Origin of the sequence: Acrocarpospora pleiomorpha (assembly GCF_009687885.1) — a bacterium.
Lineage (GTDB): Bacteria > Actinomycetota > Actinomycetes > Streptosporangiales > Streptosporangiaceae > Acrocarpospora > Acrocarpospora pleiomorpha.
The window spans coordinates 1-16,324 of the sequence record NZ_BLAF01000031.1 but is presented as its reverse complement, the minus strand read 5'-3'; the positions used below and the strand labels follow the sequence as shown (position 1 = coordinate 16,324).

Sequence of the window (16,324 nt, the reverse complement as noted above, 5' to 3'; positions counted from 1 at the left end):
CCGAAGGGAGACAACGGGCTGGGTGGGGGGATTCACCCGTGTCGAGGTTGTCGTTTCGTGCGGAGAACCACGAGAGGCCGGGGTCGGGCGGAGCTCGAGGGGAACCAAAGGGATGGGTGGGTGGGGAGATCCCCCATCAGTTTGAGTCTCGTCTGAAGAGAGTTTGGGGAATTTGTTATCCGGGTGGAGCCGGGGCGTCTCCTAGGTGTGCGGGTGGGTGCCTGCATGGAGTTCTTATCCCCTACGAAGGACCTCATCGACCATGAGTGAGACTGTTCCGCGGGTGCGTCGGGTAGTGCTGGGATCTGTGCTGGCGGTGGTGCTGGGGGCCGGCCTGGTGGCTGGTGCGGTGCCGGCGGGGGCGGCGGAGACGCCGTTGTCGCAGGGGCGGGCGGCTGTCGCGTCCTCGTCTGAGCGGGGGGATTTGTCCCCTGCGGCGGCGGTGGATGGCAAGCCGGGGACCCGCTGGTCCAGCAAGTTCAGCGATCCGCAGTGGTTGCGGGTGGACCTCGGGCGGACAACGGCGATCAAGAGGATCGTGCTCAACTGGGAGCGCGCCTACGCCACGAATTTCCAGATCCAGACCTCCAACGGAGGCGGCAGCTGGACGACGATTCACACCACGACCGCGGGCAAGGGCGGTGTGCAGACCGTCAACGTCTCGGCTACGGCCCGGTACGTCCGGCTGTACGCGACCAAGCGCTCGACCGTCTACGGCGTCTCGCTGTGGGAGTTCCAGGTCTTCGGAACGGCATCTACTCCGACTCCCACGCCCACTCCATCCACCAAGCCGAGCCCTCCGCCCACCTCGTCCCCGTCGACTTCTCCCACCGTGGGCAAGAAGGGAGTCGGCGTCTGGCAGATGCCGAATGTCAGCAGCGTGCTCGCCAGTTCGGGCGCCAGCTGGTACTACACCTGGTCAACCAACCACAACGGCATCACAACCCCCGCGTCCTCCCAGTTCGTGCCCATGATCTGGGGCGCGGCCAGTGTGACCGACCAGAATCTCGCCCAGGCCAAGAGCGCAGGGCCGTACCTGCTTGGATTCAACGAACCGGACATGAAGGAGCAGTCCAACATGTCCGTGGAGACGGCGCTTTCGCTCTGGCCGAAGCTGATGGCCACGGGCCAGAAGCTGGGCAGCCCGGCTGTCGCGTGGGGCGGGAACAACCCCGGCGGATGGCTCGATCGGTTCATGTCGGGCGCAGCCTCGCGCGGCTACCGCGTGGATTTCATTACTTTGCACTGGTACGGCGGTGACTTCCGCGCCGACGCTGCCACCGGCCAGCTGAAGTCCTACATTCAGGCTGTTTACGACCGATACAAGAAGCCGATCTGGCTGACCGAGTTCGCGCTGATCGACTTCTCCAACGGCGTGCGGTACCCGACCGAGGCCCAGCAGGCGGCATTCCTGACGTCCGCGACCCAGATGCTGGGATCCCTCCCATATGTCCAGCGTTACGCCTGGTTCGGCCTCCCCGCCAAGGACACGGGCGTCAGCACGGGCCTGTTCCACAGCAACGGCACCGCCACCCCGGCTGGCCGCGCATTCCAGGCGGCTCCCCGCTAACTCGGGCATTCCAGCACCGGTCGCCCACGGGCGGATCCACGGATGCGCGTCAAGACGTGCGCGCATCCGGCAATCGCGGCTCCCCACGAAGGCCGTCGCGAGATCCGGCTGATCCCCCAGACGTTGTCGGCGCAGCGCGGTTCCCCACAGAGGCGGTCGCGAGCGTCCCGGCAAGATCCCCGATAGGTTTTGCTGACATGAGCGACATTCCGGCCGCGGCGGCCACTGCGGCCGGAATGTTCATCGGCACGAATGTGGATGATCTCCTCGTACTGACCGTGCTGTTCCTCTCCGCCCGGGCGCAGGGCTCACCAAAGCCGTGGCAGGTCTGGACGGGACAGTATCTGGGCATCGCAGCTCTGCTGGCCGTCTCCGGCCTAGCTGCGCTCGGCTTGTCGATCATCCCGGACGAGTGGATCCGGCTGCTCGGCCTGGTGCCGATCGCCCTCGGCGTCCGTGGCCTGATCATGGCCGTACGCGACAGAGAATCGCACGATCCCCCTCCGGTCGCCACCGGAATGCTTTCCGTAGCCGCGGTGACCATCGCCAACGGCGCCGACAATGTCTCGGTCTACACCCCTGTGTTCCGGACAATCGGCGCGGACGCCTTCGCGGTCACCATCGCCGTGTTCGCCGCCGGAGTGGCCCTCTGGTGCCTGGCCGGATCCTGGCTCGGATCACACCGGAAGATCATCGAACTCGTCGAACGCTACGGCCGCTGGCTCGTCCCCGGAGTTTTCGTACTGATCGGCCTGATCATCCTGATCTAATCCCAGACGAGGGGCAGAGTGTCCAACCCAAGGACCAGATCGGCATGTTCGAGCGCTTCCACCCCATCAGGGATGCGATAACTAGGAATACACCGATGCCACTCTTCCAGCGCGATGCTCATCTCCGCCCGCGCCAGATGCGAGCCGAGGCACCGATGCACCCCAACCCCAAACGCGATATGCCGGTTATGCGGCCGATCGAGATCGACCTGAGTCGGATCGGTGAACGTGCCCGGATCCCGATTAGCCTGATTGAGCGGCAACAACACCATCTCCCCGGCCTTCATCGGACAACCATGGAAATCGGTGTCGCGAGTCAGCTTCCGGGCAGGCATCACGATCGAGTACGCCCGCAGCAACTCCTCGATCGCGTCCGTGATGATCGCTGGATCATCCACGATCCGCATTCGATCCTTGTCGTCCTTAGCCAGATGCCAGAACGCGTACGACAACTGCGCCGTCACCGTGTCCAGCCCCGCCATGAACAGCAAAAGGCACAGATCCAGCAGATCCCGATCCGGTACGGGTTCCCCGTCGATCTCCCACCCGAGCGCCGTGCTGATCAGATCCTCCCGAGGCTCCGCCCGCCGCTCCGCGATGACCCCCCGGAAATACCCGATAACCTCCCCCATCGCCTGAATCCGCCCCGCCCGTTCCACCGGCGGCGCGTGCAGGATCGCGTCCTCCCAGGCCAGAAAGGTCGGCAGATCCTCCACCGGCAGCCCCATCAACTCCAGGAACACCGTCGTCGGATACACCCGGGCGAAATCAGTGACGAAATCGCATGACCCGCGCGCCGCCAGCGACTCGACCAGCGCGGCACACTGCCGCCGGATCGTCTCCGCCCTGGCCGCGACCGCCGCCGGCGAGAACAGCGGCCCGAGCAGCCGCCGCCAGACGGTGTGCTCCGGCGGGTCGAGCATCTCCGGAATCCACCGGTACGCCGGATCCGGATCCAGCACGGACACAGCGGAACTGGAGAACGTCCCCGGATCCTGGCAGATCTCGACGATCCGGTCGTATCTGCTGATGACCCAGAATCCCCGCCCGAACGTGCTCCGGAAGGCGGCATGCTGCTCGCGTAACTCATCGAAGCGGGCGAAAGCCGAACCAGCGGCTTGTACGCCCCCGAGCGGGTTGAAATCCATGTCGGGCATGACGGATGCGCTCCTCGATTGGAGGGTCACTAATAACCGAACCCCGTCCCACAGACAACCACCGACCCAGTCGACTCACCGCGTCTTTGGCCGTGCCTCCGGCACGGCGGCTTGATCGCCTTCAGTCTGTGTCTTCCCTTGTCGCTCCGGCCGCTCCGCGACCTGCGTTGCTCAGCCCAGGCGCGGCTGTGTCCATGGCCGTGCCTCCGGCACGGCGGCTCGGCCGCCCTCGGCCTGTGTCTTTCCTCGTCGCTCCGGCCGCTCCGCGACCTGCGTTGCTCAGTACAGATACAGGCGCGGCTGTGCTTATGGCCGCGCCTCCGGCACGGCGGCTTGATCGCCTTCAGTTTGTGTCTTTCCTCGTCGCTCCAGCCACTTCGCGACCTGCGTTCCTCAGTACAGATACAGGCGCGGCCAAGCTGTGTGGCTGTCCAGATCACGACTTTTCCTCATCAATCCCGGATGCGGCCGACGCCGCAATAGAACCAGGTTGGCAACTCGCGGCCGCGGTAGGTGGCGAACGCGGAGTCCTCGTCTGGTCGCCAGTCGTGCAGTTTCACCAGGCCGGGCGGGATGAGCTCGAATCCGTCGAACAATTCCATGATCTGCTGGCGGTGGCGGAGGGTGATGCTGGCGCTCGCCTTCCGATAGACGGCCGCGCCCTGCTGGGCGGCATATGCTCGTTCGTCCGCGGTGACGTGGGAGAGGATCAGGTGGCTTCCCGGTGCGAGCGAATCCCGCAGGCGGGCGATGACTTCGCCGGGTTTGTCGTCGTCGGTGAGGAAATGCAGGACCGCGACCAGCAGGATGGCCACCGGCTGGGAGAAGTCGATCAGGTCGCGCAGTTCGGGGTTGTTGAGGATGTCGATCGGCCGGCGGAGGTCGCCGCGGATGGTGGTGGTGCGGGGCGTGCGGGAGAGGATCGCCCGTGCGTGGGCGAGCACGACCGGGTCATTGTCCACATATACGATCGCGGCGTCCGGGTCGCGGGCGTGAACGATCTCGTGCACGTTGCCTTCGGTGGGCAGGCCGGTTCCGATGTCGATGAACTGGCGGATACCCGTCTCGGCCATGACGTGCTGGATCGCCCGTCGCATGAACGCGCGGTTCTGCCGGGCCAGCTCCCGCGCCTCCGGAGCCACCTTGAGCACCTGCTCGGCCGCCGCCCGATCGACGGCGAAATTGTCCTTGCCGCCGAGATAGTAGTTGTACATGCGCGCGGCGTTGGGCGTGCTCGCGTCGATACCAGGTGGCACTGGCGCTTCGTCAGGCACGCCTGTCTCCTTCATCCGCCGCCGACGCTACCGCGAGCCTATTTGCTATCCGCGCAGATATGAATAAAACATCCCCGATGCACAACCGCGAATTCTCCCTTCATGCGATCTACGCCGTAAGGCGGCACCGATGACGACATCCTGTCAGATCTTGGCGGATGGTGAGCTCAGATGGGAGACCTCATCTGCTTCGTGTCGCCGTAAACGTCGGAGGGGTCATGCTTGTCCGTATGACGGCACTTCAGGGCAGGTTCCGAGCCGCGATCCGACCATGGTGAGTGAACGCGCTCAGCCCGCCAGACCGCCAAGAGGCATGAGATCTGTGTCTAATTTCTGGGGGTTTTGTGGTTTGGCAAACATGTCTTTTGGACGTTTCTGACCGATTTGGTCTGATGTGGGCATGATGCGAAGTCCTTTCTCCTCCTCCGGAGCTTAGCGTGGGGGTCCGACAGAAAGACGACTCCCCGGGACGGCTGGGATCGCCGATGTCCCCTGGTCCCGAGGGGTCCGAGTTGACAGGATGTGACAGGGTTGACGGCCAGACGTCGGATCTGCGTGGTACGTCGGGGTGAACACCCGGTGATCACTCGGTTCGCCAAGTCGAGTCAAGATGAAATACACCATTCACCATCGAGACACGTGATACACGAATAGATCAGGATGGTCGCCATGGAAATGAAACTGGAACTTGTGCCGATTCCGGTCCAAGATGTGGACCGGGCCAAGGAGTTCTATTCGGAGAAGCTCGGGTTCGTGGTCGACCTCGATCAGCGATTCGGCGAGGAGTTCCGCGTCGTGCAGCTGACCCCGCCGGGGTCGGCCTGCTCGATCTGCGTCGGGGTGGGGATCGTGGACACCGAGCCCGGGTCGGTTCAGGGATTGCACCTGGTGGTCTCCGACATTCACGCGGCGCGGGCGGAACTCCTCGAGCGCGGGGTGGACATCGCGGAGGTAGAGGACATGGGCGCGCCAGGCAAGCCGACCGTGTCATACGCGCACTTCAAGGACCCTGACGGCAACGGATGGACCCTGCAGAAACTGCCGTATTGACGTTGCTAACGGGTGGGCGCTGTGGAGACTGCCGTGCTGATGTTGCTAATGGGTGGGCGCTGCGGAGACTGCCGTATTGATGTTGCTAACGGGTGGACGCGGCAGAATCTGCCGTACTGGCGCTACTTCGGTGGTGTCCAGTTGGGGTCGCGGCCGATGAGGCCGAGGATGCGGTCCTGGAGGGACGAGTCTTCGGGGACCTTCACTTCGGGTCCGTAGACGATGATGCCGGGGCCGAAAGCTTCGGGAATGCGGAATTTGTCCGGGACGTGTTGCACGGTCGGCCACATGGCCAGAACTTCGGAGGGGTTCATCGTGGGATCTTGGCCGGTCGCTTTGGCCAGGTCCCAGCCGTGGAGCACCAGATCGGCGCTGACGACCTGGTCGATGTGGTCTTCGACGGACATCGGGCCGGCCGGGGTTTCGGTAGTGGTCGTGGCGAGTTCGGGGGTGTGAAGGAGGGCCTCCACGTCCGCCCGGGCGGCGCGGAACGCGGCGAGAGGATCTTCGTCCACCGTGGGCGCCGGGCTGAGGGTGCGGTCGAGGGTGCGGAGCATCGCGCCGTGCATATCGATGATGTGCCGGACGACGTCCCTGGCGTTCCAGTCCGTGCAGGGAGATTGGTTCGACCACTGCTCAGGCCGTACCGCGATGATTTTGGCCTGGAACGCGTTCGCGCGGGACTGGTAGCGGGAGGCGATATCGCTGATTTTGGGCACCTCATCCATGTACGAGACGTCGAGTCTCCCCGTCAACCAGTCCTAGCTCTGTTATCGCAAACACTCAGAAGAACCCTCCGGATGGATCATGGGGTCTCAGTGTTATCGCTACCATTCCGGAGGGCGTGGAGGCGGTGGAGGGCGTTGGTGCCGCCGCGGCCGAAGTGGTCGTGGAGTTCGGTGTAGATCGCGTAGAGCTGGTCGTAGGTGGCGGCGTGGTTGGGGTCCGGTTGATACACGTTCCGGTGGACTCGAGCCATCACGGCTGAGGCCGCGTGCAGATCCGGGTACGCCCCTGCCGCGACCGCCGCATGAATCGCGGACCCGAGAGCCGGCCCCTGCGCCGACCCGATGATGCTCAGCGGCCGCTGGATGATGTCCGCATATATCTGCATCAAGAAGGAACTACGCAACAGCCCACCGGCGACGATCAACTCGTCCACCCGAACCCCACTACCCTCGAACGCGTCGATGATCGTACGCGTTCCGAACGCGGTCGCCTCCAGAAGCGCGCGATACACCTCCTCCGGCCGGGTCGCGAGCGTGGCCCCGACCAGCACGCCGGACAAGTCATGATCTACCAGCACGGACCTATTGCCGCCATGCCAATCCAGGGCGACCAGCCCATGCTGCCCGACCGGCTGCTTGGCGGCCTTCTCGCTGAGCAGCTCATGCGCGGACAATCCCCGCTCCCGCGCCTCGGTCTGATACTCCTCCGGCAGCCCCGACTCGATGAACCACGCGAAGATATCCCCAACCCCGCTCTGCCCGGCCTCGTACCCCCAAAGCCCAGGAATCACCCCATCCCGCACCGCGCCGCACATCCCTGGCACCTCGGCCAGTTCCGGCCCGTTGAGGATGTGGCACGTGCTGGTCCCCATCACCGCGAGCATCTGGCCAGGGTCGATCGCCCCGGCGGCCACGCTGGTGACATGCGCGTCGACATTGCCGATCGCGACCGCGACACCCTCCGGCAGCCCCATCCACGCGGCGGCCCGCGCGCTGAGCCCGCCCGCCCGCTCGCCCATGGCCGAAAGCGGATGCTCGAGCTTGCCGACAAAGTCCCCGAAATCCGGATTCAGGGCTTCGAGGAACTCCCGGCTGGGGTAGTTGCCGTCCTGAAAAATCCCCTTATATCCAGCTGTGCAGAGGTTGCGGGTCTCCGTCCCGCAGAGCTCCCAGATGATCCAGTCAGCGGCTTCGATCCAGCGATCGGCACGCCGATACACCTCCGGATCCTCTTCCAGCAGTTGCAGCCCTTTCGCGAACTGCCATTCGCTGGAGATCTTCCCGCCGTACCGGGCCAGCCAGCCCTCCCCCCGCGCGGCCGCGAGCGCGTTGATCCGGTCCGCATGCGGCTGAGCCGCATGGTGTTTCCACAGCTTGGCGTACGCATGGGGACGATCGCGCAGATCATCCAGCTCGCAGAGCGGCACTCCCTCCGAAGTCACAGGAAGCACCGTGCACGCCGTGAAATCGGTCCCGATGCCGATCACCTGCTCCGGCGTGACCCCGGCGGCGGCCAGCGCGGCGGGCACCGCGTGCACGAGCACATCCCGCCAGTCCTGCGGAACCTGAAGCGCCCACTGCGGCTTCAGCGCCGCCCCGCCACCGGGCAACTGCCGCTCGACCACCCCATGCCGATACTCATGTACGGCAGTGCCCAGTTCCGTCCCGTCCTCGGTCGAGACCACCAAGGCCCGGCCGGATAGCGTGCCGAAGTCGATGCCGATGACGACGGTCGGAAGTCTGTTCACGTCGCGCTCCCAAGTGTTCGAGTTCCTGATTGTTAGCGCTATCACGGGTTGAGGTCAAGTGCTCGGGAGGGTAGATGATGTTAGCGCTAGCATTCTTGGCAGGGCCGGATTCTGTCGGTGGCGGTGTTTAGGCTGGCTCAATGGCTAGCTGGGAAGACGTGCGGCGGCTCGCGATGGCCATGCCCGAGACGGCTGAGGTGACGTCGCGGGAGACCCTGTCGTGGACCGTGAACAAGAAGGGGTTCGTCTGGGAGCGCCCTCTCAGACGCTCGGACCTGGAGGCGCTCGGCGACCAGGCGCCCGACGGCCCGATTCTGGCGGCGCAGGTCGCCGACCTCACCGTCAAGGAGGCCTTCCTCGCCGACGACCCGGAGGTGTACTTCACGACGCCCCACTTCAATGGGTATGCGGCGATCCTCATCCGGCTCGACCGCATCCCGGTGGAGGAACTCGCGGAAGTCATCACCGACGCGTGGTTATGCCGAGCCCCCAAGCGCCTCGCCAAGACCTATCTCGATACCCAGCCGTGAGGCCGCCTCGATGCCTGGGCTCGACTTCGGGACGCACGCTCCAGGCCTCAGCACCTAGCGTCCCCTGCCCCTTCCGGTGACGCCACACAGGCATGAAATTGGGGCGTTATAGCCCGCCCATGCCGGAGCTTCTGCGAGGTGCCATCTGAGGTCGTCTTTCCGTCAGAACGAGCAGGCCGCCGGGTCGCTCGCCGTTATCCGCCGCCGTTCGCGCGGGTGATGATTCTCGCCGCATCGGTGGCAAGAGCGGCAGTGGCATTCGCGCAGCAGCGTGCGGGCTCGATCGCAGCGGGAGTGCTTCACGGGGGGTCGTGGGCCCATTGCCGCTCTTCGATGAAGGCGACGCCTCGGCGTCGACGAGGATGGTGGCGGTGTTCCGATGAGTCGCTGCTGGCCGGGATGGCTTGCGGCGACGGTGGCATTCTGCGCTGCGGCGTGCTGTTTGGCGGCGTTCCACCTGCGGTCGCTGCTCTGCCCGCGGGACTTGCGTGCGCACGCCCGGTTGCTCGCGAGTGTGCGGGAGTCGCAATCGGCGGGTGTCCGATCTGGTCGGATTCGAGTTGGGGTTGGTAGGGTGAATTGCTCCGGGGCCGTGGCACGCCGCCGGAGAGCAGGACGTTATCCGTTGGGTGGCGTGGTCGGCGCACGCGTTTGAGTCGGAGGGATCGGCTTTTCGTGCGCTTGTGTAGGCGTGTCACGCTTGTGGTGTTTGGCTTGGTCGCGGCACTTGTGGTGGTCGCGCAGCCTGCCGTTGCTCATGGTCAGCTGGCGATGTCGGTGCCGGGCAAGGACAGCAGCCTCGATGCGCCCATGGAGAAGCTGCAGCTCTACTTCACTGAGAAGCCTGCGCCGAATGCGTATTTCGCGGTGCTGAGTCCTAGTGGGCGGCGTCTGGATACGCAGTGGTCCCATGGGGAACCCAAACGCCTTGACGAGCCGGTTCGTGAGCTCTGGCTCAGCAACGGCAAGTGGGAGCCACGCTTGTTCGAGACGGGGTTTCCGGCGATGGTTCCCGTCGCGTACTGGCCTGAGCAGGGTGTTTATACCGTTAAATACGTCTCGCGCGCTTCGGATGGGGAGCTCGTCAAGGGCGAGGTCCGGTTCAGTTACACCGGGACGATAGCCAAAGCTCCGGCTGGCTGGCAGGCGCCGGACAACGAGCCCGATCCCGCGCTGCTGGTCGAACCCAGCCATGCGCCCGCGTCCACCGCGCCGATCACCCAGCCCGACCAAGGGCCGCAGCCCGTCCAGGCCAGCCAAGGGCCGCAGGCCGTTCAGCCCAGCAGCCTCTTCTCCCAGCAGCCCGCCGCCATCAGCGAGAGCACCTCGTCCAGCGGCAACGACGGTGGGTTCGTGGTGTGGCTGATCCCCGCCATTCTCGTGGCCGGAGTCTTGATCCTTCTCGTCAGTACCGCACGCCGCCCCGCCAACAAGACCCGATAACCGTTGCCAGGCAACAAGGCCAGATACCGCCGCCTCGGCAACGCGACCCGACAACTACCGCCAGGCAACAAGACCCGATCCCGCCGCCCCGCCAACAAGATCCGATAACCACCGGCGGGCAACAAGATCCGAACCCGCCGCCCCGGCAACGCGACCCGACCACTACCGCCAGGAAACAAGACCCGATGGCCGCCGCCAGGCGACAAGACCCCGATAACCGCGCCCCGGCAACAAGGCCGGACACCCCCTGTTTGGAGTCACTAATGAAGTCTCTGATGGTTCTTCTCGTTTGTGCGGTCTTGTCCCTGACGGCGTGCGGTGCGGCAAGTGACGCCGCCACCTTCTCCGGGCCGGCCAAGGAGATCGCCGTGACCATCGCCAACGGCACGGTGAGCCCGCCACCGGCACGCATCGAGGTCGCCAAGGGCCAGCAGGTCAAGATCTCGGTGACCAGTGACGTCGCCGACGAAGCCCATGTGCACGGATTCGACAAATCCGCCAGTTTGCAGCCCGGCACGGCCGCCACGATCGAGTTCGTCGCCGACCAGGACGGTCTTTTCGAGGTCGAGACCCACGACACCGAGCTGCAGTTGTTCCAGCTCGTGGTTCAGTGACCATGGGCCCAGTGACCATGCTCCTCACCCAGGGCGTCGGCGAACGGTTCCTCGCCCAGGGCGACGGCGGACGGCTTCTCGCCCACGGTGTCGGCGGACGCCAGGACCTGCCGATTCCGTTCTCCGCCGCCGTCTCGGGCGCGGCGATCGCCCTCCTGGTGTCCTTCGCCGCCCTCGGCTTCCTCTGGCGCGAACCCCGCCTGGCCGGCATCCCGTCGTACGTGACCCGGAACACCACCTGGCTCCCGCGCGCCATCGGCATCGTGATCGCCGCATACTTCGCCATCGGCTTGCTCTTCGGCCCCGACACCCCCGACAACCCCACCGCAGGCGTCTTCTACGTCCTCTTCTGGGTCGGCCTAGTCCCCCTATCCCTCGTCTTCGGCCCCGTATGGCGAAATTTCAACCCACTACGCACCCTCCACCTCGCCGCCTGCGCCCTCCTCCGCCGCGACCCCGACCACGGCTGGAAAACGCTCTCCCCCCGCGTCGGCTACTGGCCCGCCACCGCGGGCCTGCTCGCTTTCGTCTGGCTGGAACTCGTCGCCCCCGACCGCGCAACCCTCCCCGTCATCACCATCTGGCTGACCTTGTACGCCCTGGCCACCCTCACCGGAGCCGCCATCTTCGGATCCCAGTGGTTCGACAAAGGCGACGCTTTCGAGGCGTACAGCACCTTGATCGGCAGCCTTTCCCCCATAAGCCGACAAATCGCACACCCCACCCGCCCACCGGGACGCTCGGCGGCCGCCAAATCGCCTCGAGACAAATCACCCCGGAGCAAATCACCCGACGGCAAATCGCGAGGGCGAGGCTCGCACCCACCAACGCAAACCAAGCTGCGCAACTCGGCCGCCAAAGCCACCGAATCCTCCTCGCAAACCAAGCTGACCCTGCGTAACCCCCTCGACGGCATGGCCGGCCTCGCGCACGCCCCCGGTCTCCCCGCCCTGGTGATCGTGCTCCTCGGCTCGACCATGTACGACAGCCTCTCCAACGCCCCCCTCTGGGTGCGATTCGTCCAGGAAAGCCGCCTCCCCACCCCCGTCATGGGCACCCTCGGCCTACTCACCGTCATCGCCCTGGTCCTGGCGCTATTCCTGGCCGCCACCACCTGGGCCGCCCGCCTCGGCAGCGCCTCACCGGCCACGACCGCCGGCGAACTCGCCCACTCCCTGGTCCCGATCGCGGTCGGCTACCTCGTCGCCCACTACTTCACGCTGTTCCTCTTCGAAGGCCAGCACACCCTGGCCCTGCTCTCCGACCCCCTCGACACCGGCGCGAACTGGCTCGGCACCGCGAACTGGACCCTCCAGAGCATGGGCGCCACCCCCGCCTCCATCGCCATGCTCCAGGTCACCGTCATCGTGATCGGCCACGTCCTCGGCACCGTCCTCGCCCACGACCGCGCCCTGACCCTGTTCCCGCACCGGACCGCCGTCATCGGCCAGATCCCCTTGATGGCCCTCATGGTGATCTACACCGTCGTCGGCCTGCTCCTGCTCTTCGCCGGATGAACCAGGACGCCTAGCGCCCCCTCGAAAACGTCGTTCCGGCAGTTCAGAATCATGTGCGTACTCACACGCTGACTCACACGAGTCCCCGGCAAGGTTCATTCTGTCGGCACATGTGTGGCGCCGACGGAACCACACCACATATCGAGGGGAAAACCATGCCGCTCATCAACGTGAAAGTCATCGAGGGCGTTTTCGACGACTCGCAGAAGGCCGAGATCGTCAAGACACTCACCGAGGCGATGGTCAGTGTCGAGGGCGAGAACATGCGCTCGGTCACCTGGGTCGTCATCGAGGACGTCAAGAGCGGCGACTGGGGCATCGGCGGGCAGCCGCTGACCACCGCCGACGTCAAGGCACTCGCCGCAGGCTGATCGTTCACGCGCGGAGTCTCGCGACGTCGCGCGACCGAAAATTCGCGGAAGGGAGCGAATCCCGTGTTGACGATCCGTTTGCTCGGACCTCCGGCCATCGAGCGGGACGGTCAGCCGGTCAGATCGCCGCGTGGCCGCAAAGCATGGGCCCTGCTCAGCTACCTGCTGCTGGCGGAGCGGCCGCCAAGCCGGCGGCACCTGGCTGAACTGCTCTTCGGCGACGCCGACGACCCGCTGGGCGCGCTGCGCTGGACGCTCGCCGAACTCCGCCGCGCGCTCGGCAAACGCGATGTGCTCAGCGGGGATCCCATCTCCCCGAACCTGGGTGACGACGTGGTCGTCGACCTCGAGCAGATCACTCGGGAGCACGCCGATCCCACACCATTGCTGGATATCGGCGGAGAACTGCTCGAAGGTGTGCACCTGACCTCCAGCCTGGAGTTCGAATCCTGGCTGCTGGTGGAGCGGCACCGCGTCTCGGCTCGGATCGAGGCGCGGTTACGTCAGACGGCCGTCGCGCTGCTGGCCGGCGGGCGGGCGAGTGACGCGGTGGGGTACGCCTCGCGGGCCGTCGCGTGCAATCCGCTGGAAGAGGGCAATCACGAGCTGCTAGTGCGGAGCCTGGCCGCGACGGGGGACCGTACCGCGGCGTTGCGGCAGGTCGCGGTGGGGGAGGACATGCTGCGGCGGGAACTCGGGGTGCAGGCGTCCCCGGCGCTGCGGGAGGCGGCCCACGTCGGCACCGGCAGCCCGATGGCGCCCCCGTTGAACGGCCGCGCGGCCGCGTCCAGCCAGCTGGACGCGGGCCGGGCCGCGATCGTGGCCGGGGCCGTGGACGCCGGCTTGCAGTGCCTGCGCCGTGCCGTGGCGGAGGCGGCACGCTGCCGTGACGAGGCCCTGCAGGGTCGTGCGCTGGTCGCGCTCGGCGGGGCGCTGATCCACGCGGCGCGCGGGCGGGACGAGGAGGGCATCGTCGCGATCCACGAGGCGATCCAGCTGACCACCCGCACCGGGGACCGGGCCACCGCGGTGACCGCGCACCGGGAGCTCGGGTTCGTCGAGGGGCAGGCCGGGCGCCGCAGGACGGCCGAGATCTGGCTGGCCAAGGCCCAAGCCCTGGCCGAAACCGACGAGGAGTGCGCGGCGCTGCTCGCGGTGCGCGGCAAGAACGCCTCCGACGCCGGCGACTATCCGCTGGCTTTCGAGCTGCTCAACGAGTCGGTGGAGCGGTCGGGCCGATGCGGGGATCACCGGCAGCAGGCCTGGTCGCTGTCCATGGTGGCCAGGGCACACCTGCTGCGCGCCGAGCGCAGCCAGGCCTCCGCCGCGCTGGCCCGCTCCCTGGAGCGCGTGTACGAGCAGCGCTGGATGGCGTTCCTGCCCTGGCCGCAGACCCTGCGTGCCGAACTCGACCTGTTCGGCGGCGACCTCGAAGCCGCCACCGACGGGTTCGAGCAGGCCTGGGAGCTGGCCTGCCAGCTCGACGACGCCTGCTGGGAGGGCATGGCGGCGCGCGGCCTCGGCCTGCTCAGCGCCGCCAAGGGCGACTATCCGGCCGCCACGAAGTGGCAGCAGGAGGCATCCTTCCGGTGCATCCGGGTGCCCGACCGCTACCAATGGGTGTACGGCTACGCGATGGACGCCGCCATCGGCACCGCCCTCGACCACGGCGATCACGACCGGGCCCGGCCCATGGTCGAGAACATGGCGGCCTTGGCCGCGCGCTGCGACCTGCGCGAGCTCGTGGTCCGGGCGCATCTGCACCGGGCGCGACTGGGCGATCAGAACGCACTGGCGGCCGCCCGGCTGCTCAGCGCCGACATCGACAATCCGGCGCTGGCTCACCTGCTCCATACAGCTCTATGAGGCAAAAGCAATGACAACACCGATAAGACAGACGGATTGGACCGTCGTCGATGAGGGGTGGGGCCGCAAGGCGGCCGATTTCGCCACACTCAGCGAACCGTCCAACTGCCGAGCCCGCCCGCACGTTCAGGAGGGACTTCCGCTCCGGGCCGCCATCGATGTGGTCGGGTATCTCGCGAGTAAAGAGAGTTCATGATGACCACCATTGGTTTTCTCGGCATGCCCGAGGCGGACGACGACGCGAAGCGGATCTTTGAGGAGGATGTCGAGGAGCTCGGTTATGTGATGAACGTGTCCAGGCTCTGGGCGTACCAGCCGAGGACCGTGATGTCGCTGTTCGGGTTGCTCCGTGAGGCCAGCTCGCCGCACGGGCTGGACGCTCGGCAGCGGTCGATCCTGGTCGTGGCTTGCGCGTCCGCGTTCGGGGACTCCTACTGCTCGCTGTCGTGGGGTGTCCGGCTGGCCGGCGTCGCCGACGAGGCGATCGCCGCCGGGGTGTTGCTCGGCACGGACGCCGGGTTGAGCGATCAGGAGCGGGCGATGGCCCGCTGGGCGCGCAAGCTCGCTCGTGACCCCAACCGGACCACCGAAGCCGACATCCAGGAACTCAGGGACGTCGGAATCGGCGATGACAAGATCTTCGCGATGACCGTGTTCGTCGCGCTGCGCCTCGCCTTCTCCACCGTCAACGACGCGCTCGGGGTCCCGCCCGACTCCGAATACCGCACCCACGCCCCGGCGGCCGTCCTCAACGCCGTGACATACGGGCGCCCGTTCCAGGACGACATCGCGTCCTGACATGCGGCTTTCGCGTTGGGTACGACGTTCCGTACCCAACGCGAGAGCAATTCTTCCCGGGCTGGACAGTTGGGGTGTAATAAAAGGGGAGGTCACGCGAGAGGTCACCCCTAAATGCAGCCAGCCGGTGCCGAGCCCCTTCTTCCGGACGATCCCCAGCAGATCGGCCCTTATCGCTTGTTGGGCCGGTTGGGTGAGGGAGGCATGGGAACGGTCTACCTCGCCACCGGCGACACCGGCCGCCTCGTCGCGATCAAGGTCATCAGAACCGGGTACGCCTCGGATCACTTCGCCGCGCGGTTCCATGCGGAGGTGACCCACGCCCGCCGGGTCGCGTCTTTCTGCACCGCCCAGGTTTTAGATGACGGTACGACCCGGGACGGGCGACCGTACATGGTGACGGAATACATCCCCGGCACTCCACTGTCCCAGCAGATCTCCCGGCACGGCGCCCTCGACCCCGGCCAACTCCATGGCGTCGCGATCGGTGTGGCCACCGCCCTGGCCGCCATTCACGTGGCCGGCCTGGTCCACCGCGACCTGAAACCCGCCAACGTCATCCTCTCCATGTCCGGCCCGCGCGTGATCGACTTCGGCATCGCCCGCGCTCTCGACGCCACCAGCGGCCCCACCCAAGCCGGCGAAGTCGTCGGCAGCCCCGGCTGGTGGGCCCCCGAACAGGTCAACGGCTCCGAAGTCGGCCCATGGACCGACATCTTCGCCTGGGGCTGCCTGGTCTCCTACGCCGGCACCGGCCGCCACCCCTACGGCCACGGCGACGCCTCCCTCATGGCCGCCCGCGTCCTCAACACCCACCCCGACCTGGGCGACCTCCCACCTCCCTTGAACGACCTGGCCCACCGCGCCACCTCCCCCGACCCCACCACC

Annotated in this window: 15 protein-coding genes; 11 read left to right on the top strand and 4 right to left on the bottom strand. The window is 66.4% G+C overall.

Features of this window, described 5'->3' with window-relative positions:
- Positions 1-262 precede the first annotated feature (262 nt).
- Together Aple_RS26405 and Aple_RS26400 are read left to right on the top strand one after the other, a co-directional pair.
- Complete coding sequence (locus Aple_RS26405) at positions 263-1,570, top strand: glycosyl hydrolase (RefSeq protein WP_155347407.1); 1,308 nt, start codon at positions 263-265, stop codon at positions 1,568-1,570.
- A gap of 197 nt (positions 1,571-1,767) precedes the next feature.
- The gene (locus Aple_RS26400; RefSeq protein WP_155347406.1) at positions 1,768-2,340 is read left to right on the top strand and encodes a cadmium resistance transporter; all 573 of its coding nucleotides are present in this window, start codon (positions 1,768-1,770) and stop codon (positions 2,338-2,340) included.
- Here the strand turns inward: Aple_RS26400 and Aple_RS26395 are convergent.
- Together Aple_RS26395 and Aple_RS26390 are read right to left on the bottom strand one after the other, a co-directional pair.
- A complete protein-coding gene (locus Aple_RS26395; protein ID WP_155347405.1) occupies positions 2,337-3,497 on the bottom strand; it encodes a cytochrome P450 in 1,161 nt (386 codons plus the stop codon). The genes Aple_RS26400 and Aple_RS26395 overlap by 4 nt on opposite strands.
- A gap of 452 nt (positions 3,498-3,949) precedes the next feature.
- Complete coding sequence (locus Aple_RS26390; RefSeq protein ID WP_246264788.1) at positions 3,950-4,771, bottom strand: SAM-dependent methyltransferase; 822 nt, start codon at positions 4,769-4,771, stop codon at positions 3,950-3,952.
- A gap of 675 nt (positions 4,772-5,446) precedes the next feature.
- Between Aple_RS26390 and Aple_RS26385 the strand changes: the two genes are divergently transcribed.
- A complete protein-coding gene (locus tag Aple_RS26385; RefSeq protein WP_246264787.1) occupies positions 5,447-5,821 on the top strand; it encodes a VOC family protein in 375 nt (124 codons plus the stop codon).
- A 122-nt stretch (positions 5,822-5,943) separates the two neighbouring features.
- Here Aple_RS26385 and Aple_RS26380 read toward each other — a convergent pair whose 3' ends face one another.
- Together Aple_RS26380 and araB are read right to left on the bottom strand one after the other, a co-directional pair.
- Positions 5,944-6,576: a TIGR03086 family metal-binding protein gene (locus tag Aple_RS26380; RefSeq protein ID WP_246264786.1), complete on the bottom strand. Its 633-nt coding sequence runs from the start codon at positions 6,574-6,576 to the stop codon at positions 5,944-5,946.
- Between the two features lie 50 nt (positions 6,577-6,626).
- On the bottom strand, positions 6,627-8,297 hold the full coding sequence (gene araB / locus Aple_RS26375) for a ribulokinase (RefSeq protein WP_155347402.1): 1,671 nt from the start codon (positions 8,295-8,297) through the stop codon (positions 6,627-6,629).
- 140 nt (positions 8,298-8,437) lie between these two features.
- On the opposite strand from araB, the gene Aple_RS26370 reads away from it, so the two are divergent.
- From Aple_RS26370 to Aple_RS26335, 8 genes are all read left to right on the top strand, one after another.
- Positions 8,438-8,827 carry an MmcQ/YjbR family DNA-binding protein gene (locus tag Aple_RS26370; RefSeq protein ID WP_155347401.1) on the top strand — a complete coding sequence of 130 codons (390 nt, stop codon included), beginning with the start codon at positions 8,438-8,440 and terminating at the stop codon, positions 8,825-8,827.
- A gap of 714 nt (positions 8,828-9,541) precedes the next feature.
- Entirely contained in the window at positions 9,542-10,270 is a 729-nt protein-coding gene (locus Aple_RS26365) for a copper resistance CopC family protein (RefSeq protein WP_155347400.1), read from the top strand.
- 275 nt (positions 10,271-10,545) lie between these two features.
- Complete coding sequence (locus Aple_RS26360; protein WP_155347399.1) at positions 10,546-10,884, top strand: cupredoxin domain-containing protein; 339 nt, start codon at positions 10,546-10,548, stop codon at positions 10,882-10,884.
- 11 nt (positions 10,885-10,895) lie between these two features.
- Complete coding sequence (locus tag Aple_RS26355; protein WP_155347398.1) at positions 10,896-12,401, top strand: hypothetical protein; 1,506 nt, start codon at positions 10,896-10,898, stop codon at positions 12,399-12,401.
- A gap of 155 nt (positions 12,402-12,556) precedes the next feature.
- Positions 12,557-12,772, top strand: a complete 216-nt coding sequence (locus tag Aple_RS26350) for a tautomerase family protein (protein ID WP_155347397.1) — start codon at positions 12,557-12,559, stop codon at positions 12,770-12,772.
- Positions 12,773-12,835: 63 nt separating this feature from the next.
- Positions 12,836-14,638, top strand: coding sequence for an AfsR/SARP family transcriptional regulator (locus tag Aple_RS26345; protein WP_155347396.1), 1,803 nt, complete (start codon positions 12,836-12,838; stop codon positions 14,636-14,638).
- A gap of 192 nt (positions 14,639-14,830) precedes the next feature.
- The gene (locus Aple_RS26340; RefSeq protein ID WP_246264785.1) at positions 14,831-15,436 is read left to right on the top strand and encodes a carboxymuconolactone decarboxylase family protein; all 606 of its coding nucleotides are present in this window, start codon (positions 14,831-14,833) and stop codon (positions 15,434-15,436) included.
- Positions 15,437-15,550: 114 nt separating this feature from the next.
- Positions 15,551-16,324, top strand: a 774-nt coding sequence (locus Aple_RS26335; RefSeq protein ID WP_155347395.1) for a serine/threonine-protein kinase, incomplete at its 3' end; no start/stop codon positions are given.